9 protein-coding genes, 1 tRNA gene and 1 pseudogene are annotated in these 15,533 nt (G+C 36.2%); 1 reads left to right on the forward strand and 10 read right to left on the reverse strand.

Annotation, left to right across the window (positions count from 1 at the left end; translation table 11 throughout):
* Positions 1-85: 85 nt before the first annotated feature.
* From HMPREF2961_RS15795 to HMPREF2961_RS10385, 4 genes and pseudogenes are all read right to left on the reverse strand, one after another.
* Complete coding sequence (locus HMPREF2961_RS15795) at positions 86-1,585, reverse strand: type IV secretory system conjugative DNA transfer family protein (RefSeq protein ID WP_002315802.1); 1,500 nt, start codon at positions 1,583-1,585, stop codon at positions 86-88.
* A gap of 34 nt (positions 1,586-1,619) precedes the next feature.
* Entirely contained in the window at positions 1,620-4,118 is a 2,499-nt protein-coding gene (locus tag HMPREF2961_RS10375; protein ID WP_237539365.1) for a V-type ATP synthase subunit I domain-containing protein, read from the reverse strand.
* A gap of 183 nt (positions 4,119-4,301) precedes the next feature.
* Positions 4,302-4,631, reverse strand: coding sequence for a hypothetical protein (locus tag HMPREF2961_RS10380; protein ID WP_025477334.1), 330 nt, complete (start codon positions 4,629-4,631; stop codon positions 4,302-4,304).
* Between the two features lie 98 nt (positions 4,632-4,729).
* A pseudogene (locus HMPREF2961_RS10385) lies at positions 4,730-6,155 on the reverse strand (helix-turn-helix domain-containing protein).
* A 717-nt stretch (positions 6,156-6,872) separates the two neighbouring features.
* On the opposite strand from HMPREF2961_RS10385, the gene HMPREF2961_RS10390 reads away from it, so the two are divergent.
* A complete protein-coding gene (locus HMPREF2961_RS10390; protein ID WP_070704747.1) occupies positions 6,873-8,297 on the forward strand; it encodes an AcpB/EbpR/MafR family transcriptional regulator in 1,425 nt (474 codons plus the stop codon).
* 93 nt (positions 8,298-8,390) lie between these two features.
* On the opposite strand, the gene gor is transcribed toward HMPREF2961_RS10390, so the two are convergent.
* From gor to HMPREF2961_RS10420, 6 genes are all read right to left on the reverse strand, one after another.
* A complete protein-coding gene (gene gor / locus HMPREF2961_RS10395; protein WP_002315797.1) occupies positions 8,391-9,737 on the reverse strand; it encodes a glutathione-disulfide reductase in 1,347 nt (448 codons plus the stop codon).
* Between the two features lie 133 nt (positions 9,738-9,870).
* A complete protein-coding gene (locus HMPREF2961_RS10400) occupies positions 9,871-11,124 on the reverse strand; it encodes a peptidase U32 family protein (protein WP_002315796.1) in 1,254 nt (417 codons plus the stop codon).
* A gap of 5 nt (positions 11,125-11,129) precedes the next feature.
* Positions 11,130-12,053, reverse strand: coding sequence for a peptidase U32 family protein (locus HMPREF2961_RS10405; protein WP_002315795.1), 924 nt, complete (start codon positions 12,051-12,053; stop codon positions 11,130-11,132).
* Between the two features lie 220 nt (positions 12,054-12,273).
* A complete protein-coding gene (locus HMPREF2961_RS10410) occupies positions 12,274-14,760 on the reverse strand; it encodes an ATP-dependent Clp protease ATP-binding subunit (protein ID WP_002315794.1) in 2,487 nt (828 codons plus the stop codon).
* Positions 14,761-14,766: 6 nt separating this feature from the next.
* Entirely contained in the window at positions 14,767-15,234 is a 468-nt protein-coding gene (locus HMPREF2961_RS10415) for a CtsR family transcriptional regulator (RefSeq protein WP_002310600.1), read from the reverse strand.
* Positions 15,235-15,369: 135 nt separating this feature from the next.
* Positions 15,370-15,443 (reverse strand) — tRNA-Arg (locus HMPREF2961_RS10420).
* Between the last annotated feature and the right edge of the window lie 90 nt (positions 15,444-15,533).

The raw sequence follows: 15,533 nt of genomic DNA on the forward strand, positions 1-15,533 counted from the left end.
AGAAGCTACTTCTGGAACACCGTTTATTCGGAAATAAGGGCTGTGACAAGACTTTTGTCACAGCCCCTTATTTTTTTGATTCATATCAGCGAACTTGATGAGGACTTTTTTGAACTGATGAATTTCTCATAGACTCAGCATTTTTACGCGCTTGTTCTACTATATTTCCTAAGTTTGGATTTTGTTTATTAATCTCTCCTTTTCTACGCACAGCTGGCAATAAATTGTTCAACGCTTGAGACATTTCTTGTTCATTGCGAAGGTGTAACTTGACATTTGCAGTATCAGCAAGATCTTTGATCGTACTGATAACAGATGATACTTCGTTAGGGTAAAATTTTTTATAACTGTTTTTTAAAGCTTTTACAGCAAATCCTTCTTTATAGTTCAACCGTTTAAATGTTTTACTGCTTTTTATATAACTTGGTTTATCCTTGATTTCTTTTCTTTTTCCATATATTTGTTGCTCAAGATCATGCATTTGATGACAAATTTTTCCATAATCAATCAAATTGTTCTGATAATCTTTAATTAGCTTTACAGATTGATTATAAATCGACATTCCATTTTTATATTCGTTAGATTGAAAAGCTTTTTTAAATTCGTTTCTATACTCAGGATTTTCTAGAGCTACCCCTTCCTTCTGTATTTCTTTTTGTCCCTTAATCAGTTCTTTGTATATTGATTGCCAGTCTTCACAAACAAAGTTTGGTACGTCTTCATCAATATCAGCTAATCGGACTAATTCGATCACACTTCCTAATGTACGATCTTCCTCCACGACCTCTTGGATCAGATAACTAAAAATGGCCATCAGCAAAGCCGTCTCTGCTTTTTCCCAGAATCCATCTCCACCTTTTTTATCCGGATCAGTTGTATTCTTGATCAAGTTGTTAATGATCTTTAAGATATCATCTTCATTTCTGAGATATTTGAAAGGATTATAGTAGTCGGTTGCTTTCCGGTTGATCAAATCAAAAATCTTGATCTTATACCCCGCTTCTTCAAACATTTTTCCTGTCTCCATCAACAACAATCCTTTGGAGTCACTGACAACATAGGAAGAATGCATCTGCATCAGATTAGGTTTTACAAAGAACCGCGTTTTACCACTTCCGGCTCCTCCTACCACGACGATATTTTTATTACGGTTGAAGTTGTCTCTTTTTGTGATCTTCATTCGACCAGATAAAGACAGACTTTCTGTTTTCGTCAATAAGATATTGAAGTCTTTCTTTTTATCGATAAATGGTCTGATATCTCCAGGCTTCCCCCATCGCGCGCTTCCATATTCTTCGTTTGGTCTGGTATTTTTACTATCAAATGTCTTATATAAAACGAGCAATATATAAGCAATCCCAAACACAAAGCCTGACAGTAATGACATTTGTGCGAATTCGATATGGATGGCGAATTCCGCTATTTCTGCAAAGCTCTGATTGATTGCTTCCATGATCCTATCTGCTAGCTCCAATGAAGCAAATCCTTCACTTAAGAACAGAAAGACGATCCGATTTCCAAAATAAAAAAGTATGCTAAAGACCAATAGATGGAGGCTAAAAATTATAAAGCGTGAATTTTTCACATGACTCTCCTTTTCATTTTTTCTTCTGTTTCATTTAATGGACTATCTGCTCCTTTTTTGGAGTTGGTTGACTGTTGCTTCTGGTACGTGCTGGGCTGTTTCTATTGCTATCATCTTTTCCGTTTTGATTACCTGCCCTAACAACTGCATCTTGTTTTAAATCTTGAAATTGACGTGACCCTGTTACTGGTGAAACTTGAGAAGACACATTTCGATTATTTTCTGTCAATTTTTGATTTATAGGAATTACTTTGTTAGGTTCTTTTACTTGTTGGTTATCTTTTGAGTATGCAAACAAGTTGGAGTCTATGGATCCAAGAGAACTTTGAGAACTTTGAGAACTTATTGAGCTTCTTTTGGCACCTAAAGCATCCTGAGAAACTACTAGGCTTGTTCGAGAAATATCTGACGAGATGCCTTGTTCTTTTGCTTCTTTCATTTTTGAATCTTTAGTTACTTCTTGTACCTCTTTCACTTTCTCTTCTTTTTGATTCGAGAGGTCAAATGTACGAAGTGCTTTTTCTAATTTTTGATCAAAGTTTTTCTCTTCTCTTTTATTCAAATGATTTTCTACTTTTTTCAATCCAAATTTGTCGATCAGTTGCGCCCCGATACCCACAGAAGTCCCCATCAACGCTACAGTTCCAAGGGTAAATATACCGGCCCCAACTAGTCCTGGTGCGATGATTGGCATGAGGAATACAGAAGCTACTGCAATCAACGTACTTCCGCCTACTATGATCGCTAGTGTCTTCCAATTGTTCTTCAAGAAATCTTTCGTTTTGGCTTTCCAATCTTTTTTCGTGGAAGGTTCTAGACTTGGTTCTGCCGTTTTTTCTCCTTTAAGCGTTTCTTTGCCTTTTTCATTTGTCGTTATATCTGTTTTCTTTGCTTCTTTTTCTGTTTCTTTGACTGCTTCTTTTGTTACTTCTTTTGTTACTTCTGGCTGCTCTTTTTCTTTTGTCAGTCCTTTATTTAGTTCTTCTTTATCTTTCTGAGCTTCGCGTCGATTGGCTATTTTTTTCCTCGCATAATTGATCAATTTAGGGACATAATAACTGGCACAAAAGAAAGAAAAAGCAGTAATCGCAACTGGTGCCGCATAGAGACTAACCGTCAGAGCTGGTAAAATCATCACTGCCCAACTCACAAATAAAGGGTATGCCGCCAAAGGCCATAGATGCAACGCTCGGCGGAGCCAACGCATTTTTTTAGAATGTGGGAATAGTTCTTTTTTTAAATCTTTGATATCCATGCTTTTGATCTTTTCGATATCTGTTTTGATCTTGTCAGTATCTGCTTTGATATTTTCAACAGTAGCGGATTGCCCCTTTGGCAGTTGGATCATTTCGGGCTTCCACGTTTTAGGATCATCTAACTGGGGCTTCAGTTTTGCGAGTTCGGCTTCATTTTCTTGGATCTTCTTATCTATCGCATTTAATTCTGGTAAATGTTTTGCTTTTTTAGGAATGATACCAAGTATTTCTCTTTGTTTTTCAATCGTCACTTGGAGCAGTTCTTGTCTAGCTTTTAAGTTTTCGCCGATTGCTGTATGTAAAGCATCTTTAGTTGATTTATCCGGCTCCTCTTTCTTGTCTCTTTCAGGTGTATCTTGCGTCTTTTTACCACTATCTGGTACGTCTGTCCGAGACTCTCCAGGATCGCTAGCAGCTCTTGGACGAGGTCCATTTTCCCGTTTTTGGCTAGGTTGCTCTTGAATGATAACGTTCGGCTCAATAGGATGAGGTGCTTTCTCTGACTTTTGTGTTTCTTGTCTCTGCCATAATGGATCACGTGGCATAGGTGGTGGCACTGGAATACTCGGCTGCACCTTTTCACTATCAGCTTGATGCAAAGGTACACTTTCTTTGACTATTTGGCTAGGCTGCTCTTTGGGGATATCTTCCTTTTTTGACAGATTTTTGGAGAATTCTACTTGTGCAATAGGAACAGTTCGTGAAGTTGCAACATCAATGGTTTTGATTTGTGATTCAATTACTGTTTTTTCTTTTTCTAGTTTTTCGAGCTGTACAATTACCACATCGTTATTCATTTCCCAACTTTTTCGCCGTTCTTCTTTAGGTGTTGGGGGTAGCATAGGTTTAAGTTCTTTAATTTTCTGTTCTATTACCTCTAAATTTTGAGATAAATGGTTTTTTAGTTTCCTCGATTCCTCTCTTAGTATGTTTACTCTTTTTTCAGCTGCTAGGATAGAATCATTTATGTTGCCGATCAGACGATTGTTTTCTGCCACATTTATTCGAGACAAAATCAGCTTCTCATTTTGATAGGTTTCAGTGTTAAACGTTTGATCGGATGTATAAACAACCGTGCCTTTTTCTTGCTTGATCTTCTCTTGATGGCCAGTGACTTTTTCAAGCTTCTCCTCGAATGTTTTTCTTTCCTGCTCCAACTCAACGAATGGCTTTTCATTTATCTTATTGATGATGCTTTGAAGTTTCTTTTCCTCTGAAAGATAACCATATAACTTTTTTTCTTCCGTTAGAGTTTCGATCTTTTTGTTAATTGCCATTGAAAGGGATTCGTTCAACCCATTGATATCAATATCGATCTTAGTGGCTTACTTCGTTGTTCTTTGTCGACAATAGACAGGTCTTTTGTAAATCTTTCGTCTTTTAGGTCATATTCCAGAAGTTCAAATAACTTTTGATTGATTGGCGTAAGCATCTTTTTTACTTCCTCTCAGATTTTTACTCTATATACTGTTGTGGTTAACGACAAATTGCTTGTTCTTGGGTAAAATCGGTTCGTTTTTTAACTTATTTGTCTTGTCTGCATCCTTGGAAGCATCTGATATCCGATTGGCAATAGTCCCATATTGTCTATTGCTTTCCCTTGATGATGTAGATGAAATATTTGAAAGATTACTCTCTCTTTTGTTGGCTTTGCATTCTTTGTAACACTTGTATCCTGCGACTGGTAATAAAACAAGGGTTCTTGCCACGTAATACAATGCTTTGATCATTGAGGCCAATATTCTGAACGTAAAGGATAAAATACAAAATAAACCGATTAACTCTTTCATTTTCGTTCTTCCAGTGTTTTTGTTTTTATCTTAACGCTGAAAATTGTCTATACCACACCTACTTTTTCCGAAATAATAATTTATTGGCAACTCTTTTCTCAAGTAGAATGAAGAAACGTTTCCAAATTATGCCAGAAAGCATCCGTCGGTACTTTAGAAATTTTCAGAATGGCAGAAGATATACGATTCAAATTCAAATTCACATCGGTCAATACTAGGTCATATTGGTTGATCAGTGTATAGTCTAAAGAAAAAACATCTTTTTCATAAATATCGACTTTCTTAAAAGAAGGGTACTTATTCAAAATCAAGTTCTTATATAAAATAGGAAGTCCCATTTCTTGTGAACTTAATAACAAAATAGACCGTTCTTTTAGTTTTGGCTCCACTCGATGCAATAATTCATTCGAAGAGACAATCAGCTCCAACAGTAATTCTTTTAACAAAAGTTCATTTTTCCGTACAGAGGATAAGTTAGAGATGATCAATGCACTTTGATAAGCTTCCCATATCTGGACTTTTTTCTTCAGGATTTTCTTATAAAAGATATCTGCATAGCTGACTTTGAAAAAAGTCAATTCTTTATAAAAGGTAATAAAACTGGTGAAATGCAAAACCTTTTCAGTTGTGACCGTTTCATTGATATTGGAAAGATAATAGAAATGTTTAAGAAACAGTTCTACTCTTCTGAGCATATACTCATCTGTTTCAGCTGGATTGGTAAAAAGCAGACTGAGATATGGGCTCAAAATATTTTCTATATTTTCTCTACTGATCACAAATTTATAATTTTGATTGATAAGCGTGCAGAAGACGGTATCGCTCTTGATCGTTTCCATAATTGAGTCAACGACAGCTGGCCGATCTGCCAGTTCCTCTTTGGGAATCAGATGGTCGTTCCCGATTCGAATGATCGAAGTAAAAATATAATAGACTGTATAAATGATTTTAGAAGAGCTAGCATCCCGTCCTTGCTTGATCAAACAACGTTTCAACATTTTATAAATCATTTCAAAATAAGGAAGATCTTTTTCTTTACAGATTTCTTTGAACATACTTGAGAAAAATTTACGAATATATATTTCATCACCGATGATTTGTAGTCTGGTGGTTAAGATGATTTGTATATCTAATCTTTCTTTTGAAAAGTACGTATTTATTTTGGTAATGATTCTCCTGACACTTGTCTTACTCAAAAAATAATTTAGCTGAAATCTCAGTTAAAGACGGTTCTGAAATCAGAATGTATTTTAAGACTTCTATATAGATAGAATTATTTAGGATCTTGATAAAAATATCATCTAAATTGAGGTTACTGGGTATTTTCAACGTTACTTCTTTATACTGATTGACCTCGATGTACGCAGGAAAACAAGAAGAATTAAAATTATCAATATCTGCAATAATTGTTTTATCCGTCACTTTTAGCTCTTCCGCAAGGTCGTTGATCTCAGCCATATCCATGCTTAACAAGCAGATCAGCATGATTTGTCTCTCTAGTTGTTTTTCCAAAAATCCTACCATTTTTTACTTCCCCTTTTCTCGTTTGCTATTAAATCTATCCTACAGTTATTTACGCTAGAATTTAGTATTATTTTTTTTCTATTTTGGAAAACCTGTTTCTTAAAAACTGTTTTTGTATGTTATAATTATTATTTTTGGATAAACAGTATAAATAACTATATCTAAGGGAGTATGTATCAAAAAAATAAAAGAAAACGATCTTTTATTTTCGGAAACAAAAAATCGAATGAAGAGCAACTCCCTTGAAATATCATTTTCAACCCTCGAAGATATAAATAAAAAAACAATTTTATATAAAATAATTAAAAGTATAGTTGGTTTAGTTTTCATTCAGTAGTTATATTTGCTATTTTAAATAACAATAATCTAAAGAACATAAGCATGATATTTCTATCTAAGCTTTTTATTTATGTTTTATTTTTTTACTGTAAATATAGAGAGTACAATAATGATTTATAAATACATAATTAAAAATAACAAAAATAAAAAACATCCAACTATTCATTCTATGGTTATTTAGTTATTTTAATTAACAAAAATATGAGGTTAAAGCATTCTGTTTTTGCTGTTTATTCTGCCTGTTGCTTAAAATTGTTGAACAAACATACAAATGAATCAATTTTCTCTACAACGTGGGATAATGGTTAAGAACGACCGAAAAGAAAGGAAGTGAAGGAGCGTTTTATCTATTATTTCTTAAAAAACGCAGATGGAAATATGACAGAAGATATAACTATGCTTGAAAAATTATCAGAAAGACAGTTAAGATTAGCCATGCTTTTGAGTATGGATTCATTTTATTTAGAAGACTTAGAGAAGAAAATTGCTGTAACAAAAAAAACACTCTTATCTGATATTGCCGCATTTAATTTTGTTCATTCTCCGGCATCTATTCATATCGACGAGCAACAGAAAGTTTCTTTGAGATTACCTTGTGAATATAATTTAGAAAGCATCACGAGTACTATCTTAAAACATTCAAGCCATATACAAGTGTTGAAAATCATTTTGATGCAAGAACCTTGTATTGCTAAACTAGCAGATCAGTTATTTCTAAGTACAGCAAGTATTCGCAGAATCATTATGTTTCTGAATGAATCCTTTCAAAAGCGAGGATTTCTTTTTAGAATCCACACTACTCCATATGTACATATTCAAGGTGAGGAGAGACAAATACGTTTTTTTTACTGCAGTTTATTTGAGGAGACCTATACACCGGATCAACTTCCTCATTCCCAAATATTGTCTGCAGCTATCAAACGATACATGAAACTTTATCCTCCATTAAACAAACTATCTGGCCACAAACAGCTGTTTTTGATTTCTATTATCCGGATCGGAAAGAAACATAAATTATCCGATCAGTTGAAAAGCCAACCTCTCGAAATGGATATTGATTTATTTTTTGAGCGAACGAAAAATAACATTACATTTTGCTCCGTTATGGAGAAAAATTATCATTTCTATTTAACTAAAGAAACAGCTAGTGAACTTTTGCGTCCAATCAGCCAAATGATCCATTTTGCTTCTGTAAAGGCGCCAGCTCATGAAATCAAAAAATTAAGAAACTTGTCACAAAATTTCTATCGTTCTTTATCTACTGATACGATGTTATCTGATCAGCAATTAAATTACTTGTATCATTTGATTTCTTTCAAGAAGGAGTTTTTACCTTTTCTAACCAATTCCTTTAAACAATTCTTTGTGATCGTCTTGAAATCGGAACCACTCATTCTTTCTTTTTATGAACAAGCATTGGTGGAAGAAAATTATTCGTTTATTCTAACCAATCGTCTATTATATGAAGAATTGCTGGAAGAACTGGTTTTGCTGTCTCCAGCTCTTATTGATCGAATCATTCCAAAAAAAAAGACATATACAGTCATGATCCTTTCTTCTCAAGAACCGAAAGTTCGTTTCTTATATAAGGAATTGTTAACTAAAAAATTTCCTGAGATAAAAGAAATAAAAGAATATCAGGATAGCTTTTTTGATTTGAACTATCGGTTGATCAATCAATATGATTTGGTTTTGACTGACTTTCCTTTAGATAGGAACCAGCTGAATACGAAGATGATCAAAATATCCAACTTCCCTACTTATTCGTTTTGGGAAAATATCGAAGCAATCTTACATAAATAGTTAAAAAACAAAAAACCAGAAAATCAGTATACTGATTTTCTGGTTTTACATTGGTTTATTCAATAAAAAGCTGCTGGAACTGCTAGTATTAAATTATCGCATCGTTACGAATTCTTCCGCCCCTGTTGGATGGATGGCTACTGTATTATCAAAGTCTTCTTTTGTTGCGCCCATCTTGATAGCCACAGCAAAACCTTGTAGCATTTCATCGACACCTACACCAATAGCATGCAAGCCGACAATTTTTTCTTCTTTTCCGACGCAAATCAATTTCATTTCGCATTTTTGGCGATAATCATTCAAAGCAAAGTACATTGGAGTAAAGCGTGAACGATAAACTTTCAATTCATTTTCGCCGTATTTTTCCAATGCTTCTTCTTCTGTCAATCCAATCGTTGCAATTGGTGGATGCGTAAAGACAACTGTCGGAACAAGATTATAGTCCAGATAAGAATCTTTCTTCCCATTAAACAAACGTTCCGACAAACGTCGGCCAGCTGCGATTGCAACAGGAGTCAAGTCTAATTTACCGATTACATCACCAACCGCAAAAATATGTTCATCCGTTGTGTTTTGGTATTTATCTACTTTAATAAATCCTTTTTCGTCCAATTCGACATTTGTATTTTCCAGACCTAAATTTTCAGTATTCGGTACACGCCCGCCTGCAAAAAGGACACAATCGCCAGTTAAGGTTTCGCCATTTTCAAATAACACCGTGTATTCGTCATTGTTTTTAGTGATTTCTTTAGCAATATGATGTGCGTAAGTCTTGATCCCAGCTTCTTGGTACATTTGGATCAGATTGTCCGAAAGCATGTTATCAAACGTTCTAAGTGGACGTTCTTTTCGGTATGCCCACATGACTTCACTACCTAAACCACGAAATACACCTGAAAGTTCAGCTGCGATGTATCCAGCTCCTAAAACGATTGCTCTCTTAGGTAATTCCCTTAATTCAAAAAATCCATTTGAATCAATGGCGTACTCGCCACCAGGAATGCTCATCTTGCTTGCACGGCCTCCAGTCGCAATCAAGATTTTAGGCGCATGATAAGTTTCACCGTTTACTTCGATCGTTTGACTATCGATAAAAGTAGCGTATCCTTTTATAGCCTCGACATGATTGCTATCTAATCCTCTTTGGTAAGCACCGTGTAGAAAATCAATATATTTTTCTCTTCTTTCTACTAGACCAACGAAATCGACACTTTTTAAATCTGCTTGGATGCCGTAACTTGGAGCATCACGTTCAATTGTTTCCAAAATCGTACTTGCTTGCCACATGACTTTTTTAGGTACACAACCGACATTGACACAGGTTCCGCCTAATTCATTTGCTTCAATCAGCAAAACTTTTGCGCCATGCATCCCTGCTCTGTTTGCTGAAGCAATACCGCCAGAGCCGCCACCAATTACGATGTAATCATATATTTGCATTTTGTTCCTCCTTATTGAAGAGATCAATCAAAACCTTTATTTAACGATCCTTTTTCTACAGAAAACAAGTGTAACACTTTTCTTGGATTTTGTATGCGAAGATGCTTGAAACAGGACTGTATCAGCTTTTTCTTTATTTACGTTTCCGGATCATATCTCCAGGTTTCACTGGTTGTGCGACTGGCATGGTCAAAACCATCATTGGATTTGGTGCTCGGTCAATGGATTCCCCTTCTTCATTATGCATGATTTCGACTGTTTGACTGAAATGACTGAACTCTGGACCATACAATTCGATTTCATCCCCTACAGAGAATAAGTTTCTCTGACGTATCGTAGCAATCTGTGTTGCCTCATCATATGATAATACTTCACCGACAAATTTATATACTGGGATTTTACGACGTTCACCAAATAATTGCTCGTTTTCAGTTGGTGTATTGTAATAAAAGCCTGTAGCTAACTCTCGTTGTGCCACTTTCCATAACTCGTCGATCCATTCTTGTTTGCAGACATAGTTTTCAGGATCTTTCATATAGCTGTCTACAGCTGCTTTATAGACGTTTGACACTGTAGATACATAATGGATCGATTTCATTCTTCCTTCGATCTTGAAGCTGTCTACGCCGTTTTCAATCAATTCTGGAATATGCTCGATCATGGACATATCAACTGCACTCATCGAGAATTCTTCTTCAATTTCTCCTGTATCAGTCAAACTATTTCGTTCTTGACCAAAAGGCATATCGAACAATCCATATTTCCAGCGACAAGATTGAGAGCATCCGCCACGATTCGCATCCCGCATTGACATATGGTTGGACAATGTGCAGCGACCAGAATAAGAGATACACATGGCTCCATGAATAAATGCTTCGATTTCGATATCCGTATTTTTACGGATCTCTGCCACTTCCTCCATTGAAACTTCACGAGCTAAAACGACACGTTCCAACCCTTCCTCTTTCCAGAATTCCAATGTCTCAAAATTGGTTGCTGAAGCTTGAGTGGATAAATGGATCGGCAGACCTGGAGCTTCTGTCGCGCAAATTTCGATCAAAGCTGGATCAGAAACGATCACTGCAGAAATACCGACATCGCGCAGACTGCGGAAAAATTCCCCAGCGCCTTCTTCATTTCCTTCATGGGTGACCATATTAGCAGCCACGTACACTTTTGCATCGTGTTCTTTTGCAAAAGCAACCCCTTCAGCCATTTCTTCATAAGTAAAATTGCCTGCACGGCTTCTTAAACCATACGCATTTCCGCCAATATATACTGCATCTGCTCCATAATGGATCGCTGTTTTTAACTTTTCCAGTGTTCCTGCTGGCGCTAAGACTTCTGGACGTTTCAATTTTCTTTTTACTGTCATTTCATTCATCATACTCCTTATTTGATAGCAGAAGGATCAATATAAAAGAATCCTGTATCTAATTCACGGTTTTCAGGATGTAATTTGTTGATTTCGCTCGTCAATTTTTCTGCTTTTGCTTGATCCCAGCTACCTTCTAAAATTTGTTTTTTTGCTTCGGCGAATAGTTGAGTGATATTCACGAAATTTTCGCCTGGAGTAAATAACCCGTCCAATTTCCATGTACGGTAATGATGCTGATAAAGTTCATTCAATTCATTCGAGAGATTTAGATCATTACTGGCAAAAATATGTGTGCCATGACTATCTTCATAAATAGAATAATGTGTCTCTTCTTTTTTAGGTTCCGAGATAAAAAGACCTCTTTCACGATCTTTTTGTTCGTCTTGCTTCGTATAGTTATAGTAATTCTGTAGCAGTGGACGTTTGGATTGATGGATGCATGTAGCACCATACACAAGGATTTCTACAGGGATGTCGAGTTTTTCTTCCATCGCCTTCATCTCTTCAAAAGGAACTTCACGAGCAAGTATTGCGCCAACTGCGCCTTTTTTCGCCCAAAAATTGATTTGACGTGCACTCGTTACTAATGTTTCAGCATCATAAATATACGGTATACGCAATTCAGGATTTTTTTTCATCGTATAAATGATACCTGTATCACCAACTGTGATCACATCTACGTTTATTTCTTTTAAAAAAGCCAAATATTCAGGTACATTTTTCATTTTTTCAGGATGAATGATCCCATTTACAGCAATATTTGCTTTTTTACCATGCTTGTGTGCTAATTCTACTAATTGTCGCTGTTCTTCTCGTGTAAATGAAGCAGGCAGACGCAATCCAAATTGCTCTTCACCGAAATATAGTGTGTCTGCACCTGCAGCAAGCAACTGTTCTGCTTGTTTGATAGTCTCTACTGTGGTTATGAGTTCGATCATAATTTCCTCCTCCTACAACTTCATAATAGTAGCATAGCTCTAAAAACTTTCCAATACTTCTTCTATTTAAAGTCGGATTTTTGAAAATTATTTCACAAAAAGTCAAAATAAAGTTCGATATATTCTGTCCAAATATAAAAAGAGATTGTGACAAAAAACTTGTCACAACCTCTTAATCAAGTCTTACTATTATAAAAATTCAGCTACATAGACCAAGTACCTATAGGGAACCTACTGTTTCCTTTTTAGGTCCGCGAACATTCAATGTGATCTTTCCTTTTGAAGCACCTACTGTTACGTGGTCACCTAAACGAATCTCTCCGCCAAGCAACGCCTCGCTCAATCGATCTTCAATTTCTTTTTGAAGTGCGCGACGGATTGGACGTGCACCATATTCAGGATCAAATCCGGCTTTCCCGATCACATCGATTGCGGATGGGGTGATTTTCACTTGAATATCTTGTTCTTTCAATCGTTTGATAATCGCTTTACTCATGATTTGGACGATTGTATGGATTTCATCTTTACTCAATGAGTGGAAGACGACAGTCTCATCAATTCGATTCAAGAATTCAGGTCGGAAAGCTTTCTTTAACTCTTCTAAGATACGTTTTTGCATGGCTTTATGATCTTTCGTGACATCTTGGACATTAAATCCGACATTTTTTTCTTCTCGGATTTGTGTCGCTCCGATATTTGAAGTCATAATCATGATCGTATTTCTAAAGTCCACTTTTCTACCTTTAGAATCTGTTAAATGACCATCATCCAATACTTGCAGAAGTAAATTGAAAACATCTGGATGTGCTTTCTCCACTTCGTCTAAGAGAATCACTGAATATGGTTTTTGACGAATTTTTTCTGTCAACTGTCCACCTTCATCATACCCTACGTATCCTGGAGGAGATCCGATTAATCGGCTTGTACTGTATTTTTCCATAAATTCTGACATATCAACACGGATCAGGGCATCTTCGCTTCCAAACATGACTTCTGAAAGTGCTTTGGCCAATTCTGTTTTTCCGACACCAGTTGGTCCAAGGAACATAAATGACCCAATTGGACGGTCAGGATCTTTCAAGCCGCTTCGTGCACGACGGATGGCGCGTGAAACTGCTTTGACAGCCTCATCTTGACCAACCACACGTTCATGCAGGAGACCTTCCAATTCTAACAAACGTTCACTTTCTTTTTTCTCCAACTGCTGTAGAGGGACACCAGTCCACTCCGATACAACTGTAGCAACATCTTCTTCTGTTACACGATCAGCATATCCTTGTTCCTGTTTTGCTTCGATTGCAGAAACTTTTTGTAGCTTTTTACGTAGTGCTTTTTCTTGTCTACGTAATTGTGCAGCATTTTCAAAGTCTTGTTTTTGGATTGCTGCTTCTTTTTCTTGTACTAATTCATCAATTTCTAATTTGATTACAGTTGATTTTGTTAAGTGATCGGTTTGATCCAAACGGACTTTCGCTGCTGATTCATCAATCAAATCAATAGCTTTATCAGGTAGTTGACGAGAAGTGATATAACGAACAGAAAGATTCACTGCTGCCCGCACAGCTTCATCTGTAATCTCTACCCCGTGGTGCTCTTCATATCTTGAACGTAATCCTTGAAGAATCTCTTCCGCTTCTTCAGGAGTTGGTTCATCTACTTGAATTCGTGCAAAACGTCGCTCTAATGCAGAATCTTTTTCGATATATTTTTGATATTCATCTAGGGACGTTGCTCCGATCGTTTGTAATTCTCCTCGAGCTAACGCCGGCTTCAAGATATTCGAAGCATCAATTGCTCCTTCTGCTCCACCTGCACCAATCAAGGTATGCAATTCATCAATGAATAAGATTACTTGACCATCATTATAGATTTCGTCGATGACTTTTTTCATTCGATCTTCAAATTCACCGCGATATTTCGTACCAGCAACCAAAGATCCCATATCAAGCATCATCAGGCGCTTTTCTTGCATGTCTTCTGGTACTTCTCCTAAAATGATTTTTTGTGCTAGTCCTTCAGCAATGGCTGTTTTACCTACACCAGGTTCGCCCACCAGTACAGGGTTGTTCTTTGTCCGTCGGCTAAGAATCTGAATAAGCCGTTTCACTTCTCTAGAACGACCAACAACTGGGTCCAACTTGTTTTCTTTTGCTAATTTCGTCAAATCACGTGCTAATGAATCCAGTGTAGGTGTTCCTTGCGGTGTTTGCCGTTTATCTTGTATATTTCTACGACGATTCATTCCCTTTCCACCCGAATCACCAGCTAGTCCCATTTTTTGTTTCAGAACTTGTCGGGCTTTTGAAAGGCTGATACCTAAGTTGATCATGATTCGAGTAGCCATGATACTTTCATCTTTTAATAAGCTCATCAAAATATGTTCTGTTCCAACTTTTTGAGAACCCGTTTTCTTTACTTCGCTGCTAGCTAAAGCAAAAACTTGTTTCATTCTTGGAGAATATGGAAGAAAGACTCCTTTAGGGTAAGAACGGATACCGCCATAACCAATCAGATGTTCAATTTCTTCATAAATTTCTGTCTCATTCAAATCCATTTCACGTAATACTTTTCCAGCAATTCCATTTTGTTCAACTACTAACGCTAGTAAAACATGCTCTGAACTAACTGATTGATGTTTTAATCGTTTTGCTTCTTCTTGTGCAATTTCTAATACCGCTTGGGCTCTTTCAGTAAAAAGTTCTTCCATCTAATCTCACTTCCCATCTTCATAACTTAAACGTTCCAGAAATGCTCGGAGAATCCGAGCACGTGTATGATCTTCAAATTCATTGAAATTCAATGTGTTTTTTGCAATTGCACTTAACATCAAGTTTCCTTCTTTTTTTGTAATTATTTGGTCTTCATAAAGTTTTTGAATAATAGCAAAAGCATTTTTCTCACTGATTGTATCATCAAACAACTGATTTATCTGCTCAAGTAACTGTTTTTTATCTGAAATTCTTACTTTCGCAATTCGTATATAACCGCCACCCCCGCGTTTGCTCTCTACTAAATAACCGCGTTGGATGGTAAAACGGGTATTAATCACATAGTTGATTTGTGAAGGAACACAGTTAAAGAGGTCTGCCATTTCAATCCTTCGAATCTCGATCATTTCACTATTTTCCAGAATTTTCTTTATATATGATTCAATTAAATCCGAGGTATTCTGATGTGCCATCTTATTCATTCCCTTTGACTAATATTGACCTTAATTATAACGAATTTGGTAATAGAAAGAAAGAAGAACGCTTTTTGTTAAATAAATCCTTTAGAATCAACAAAAAAAAATACGGAATATACTATTCCGTATCGACGCGCCCAAGAGGAGTCGAACCCCTAACCTTTTGATCCGTAGTCAAACACTCTATCCAGTTGAGCTATGGGCGCATATTCAATTTAAAAAAATTATAAATCATTTGAAAACAAAAAGCAAGATAAAAAAAATCGGGAAGACAGGATTCGAACCTGCGACCCCTT

The sequence above is a fragment of the Enterococcus sp. HMSC076E04 genome, from assembly GCF_001814285.1.
Lineage (GTDB): Bacteria > Bacillota > Bacilli > Lactobacillales > Enterococcaceae > Enterococcus_B > Enterococcus_B lactis.

Bases quoted from the DNA above. Each gene is read 5' to 3' on its own strand.
- HMPREF2961_RS10380 (WP_025477334.1), bottom strand. From the start codon at position 4,631: ATGAAAGAGTTAATCGGTTTATTTTGTATTTTATCCTTTACGTTCAGA.
- HMPREF2961_RS10390 (WP_070704747.1), top strand. From the start codon at position 6,873: ATGACAGAAGATATAACTATGCTTGAAAAATTATCAGAAAGACAGTTA.
- HMPREF2961_RS10410 (WP_002315794.1), bottom strand. From the start codon at position 14,760: ATGGAAGAACTTTTTACTGAAAGAGCCCAAGCGGTATTAGAAATTGCA.
- HMPREF2961_RS10405 (WP_002315795.1), bottom strand. From the start codon at position 12,053: ATGATCGAACTCATAACCACAGTAGAGACTATCAAACAAGCAGAACAG.
- gor (WP_002315797.1), bottom strand. From the start codon at position 9,737: ATGCAAATATATGATTACATCGTAATTGGTGGCGGCTCTGGCGGTATT.
- HMPREF2961_RS10415 (WP_002310600.1), bottom strand. From the start codon at position 15,234: ATGGCACATCAGAATACCTCGGATTTAATTGAATCATATATAAAGAAA.
- HMPREF2961_RS10375 (WP_237539365.1), bottom strand. From the start codon at position 4,118: ATGGCAATTAACAAAAAGATCGAAACTCTAACGGAAGAAAAAAAGTTA.
- HMPREF2961_RS10400 (WP_002315796.1), bottom strand. From the start codon at position 11,124: ATGATGAATGAAATGACAGTAAAAAGAAAATTGAAACGTCCAGAAGTC.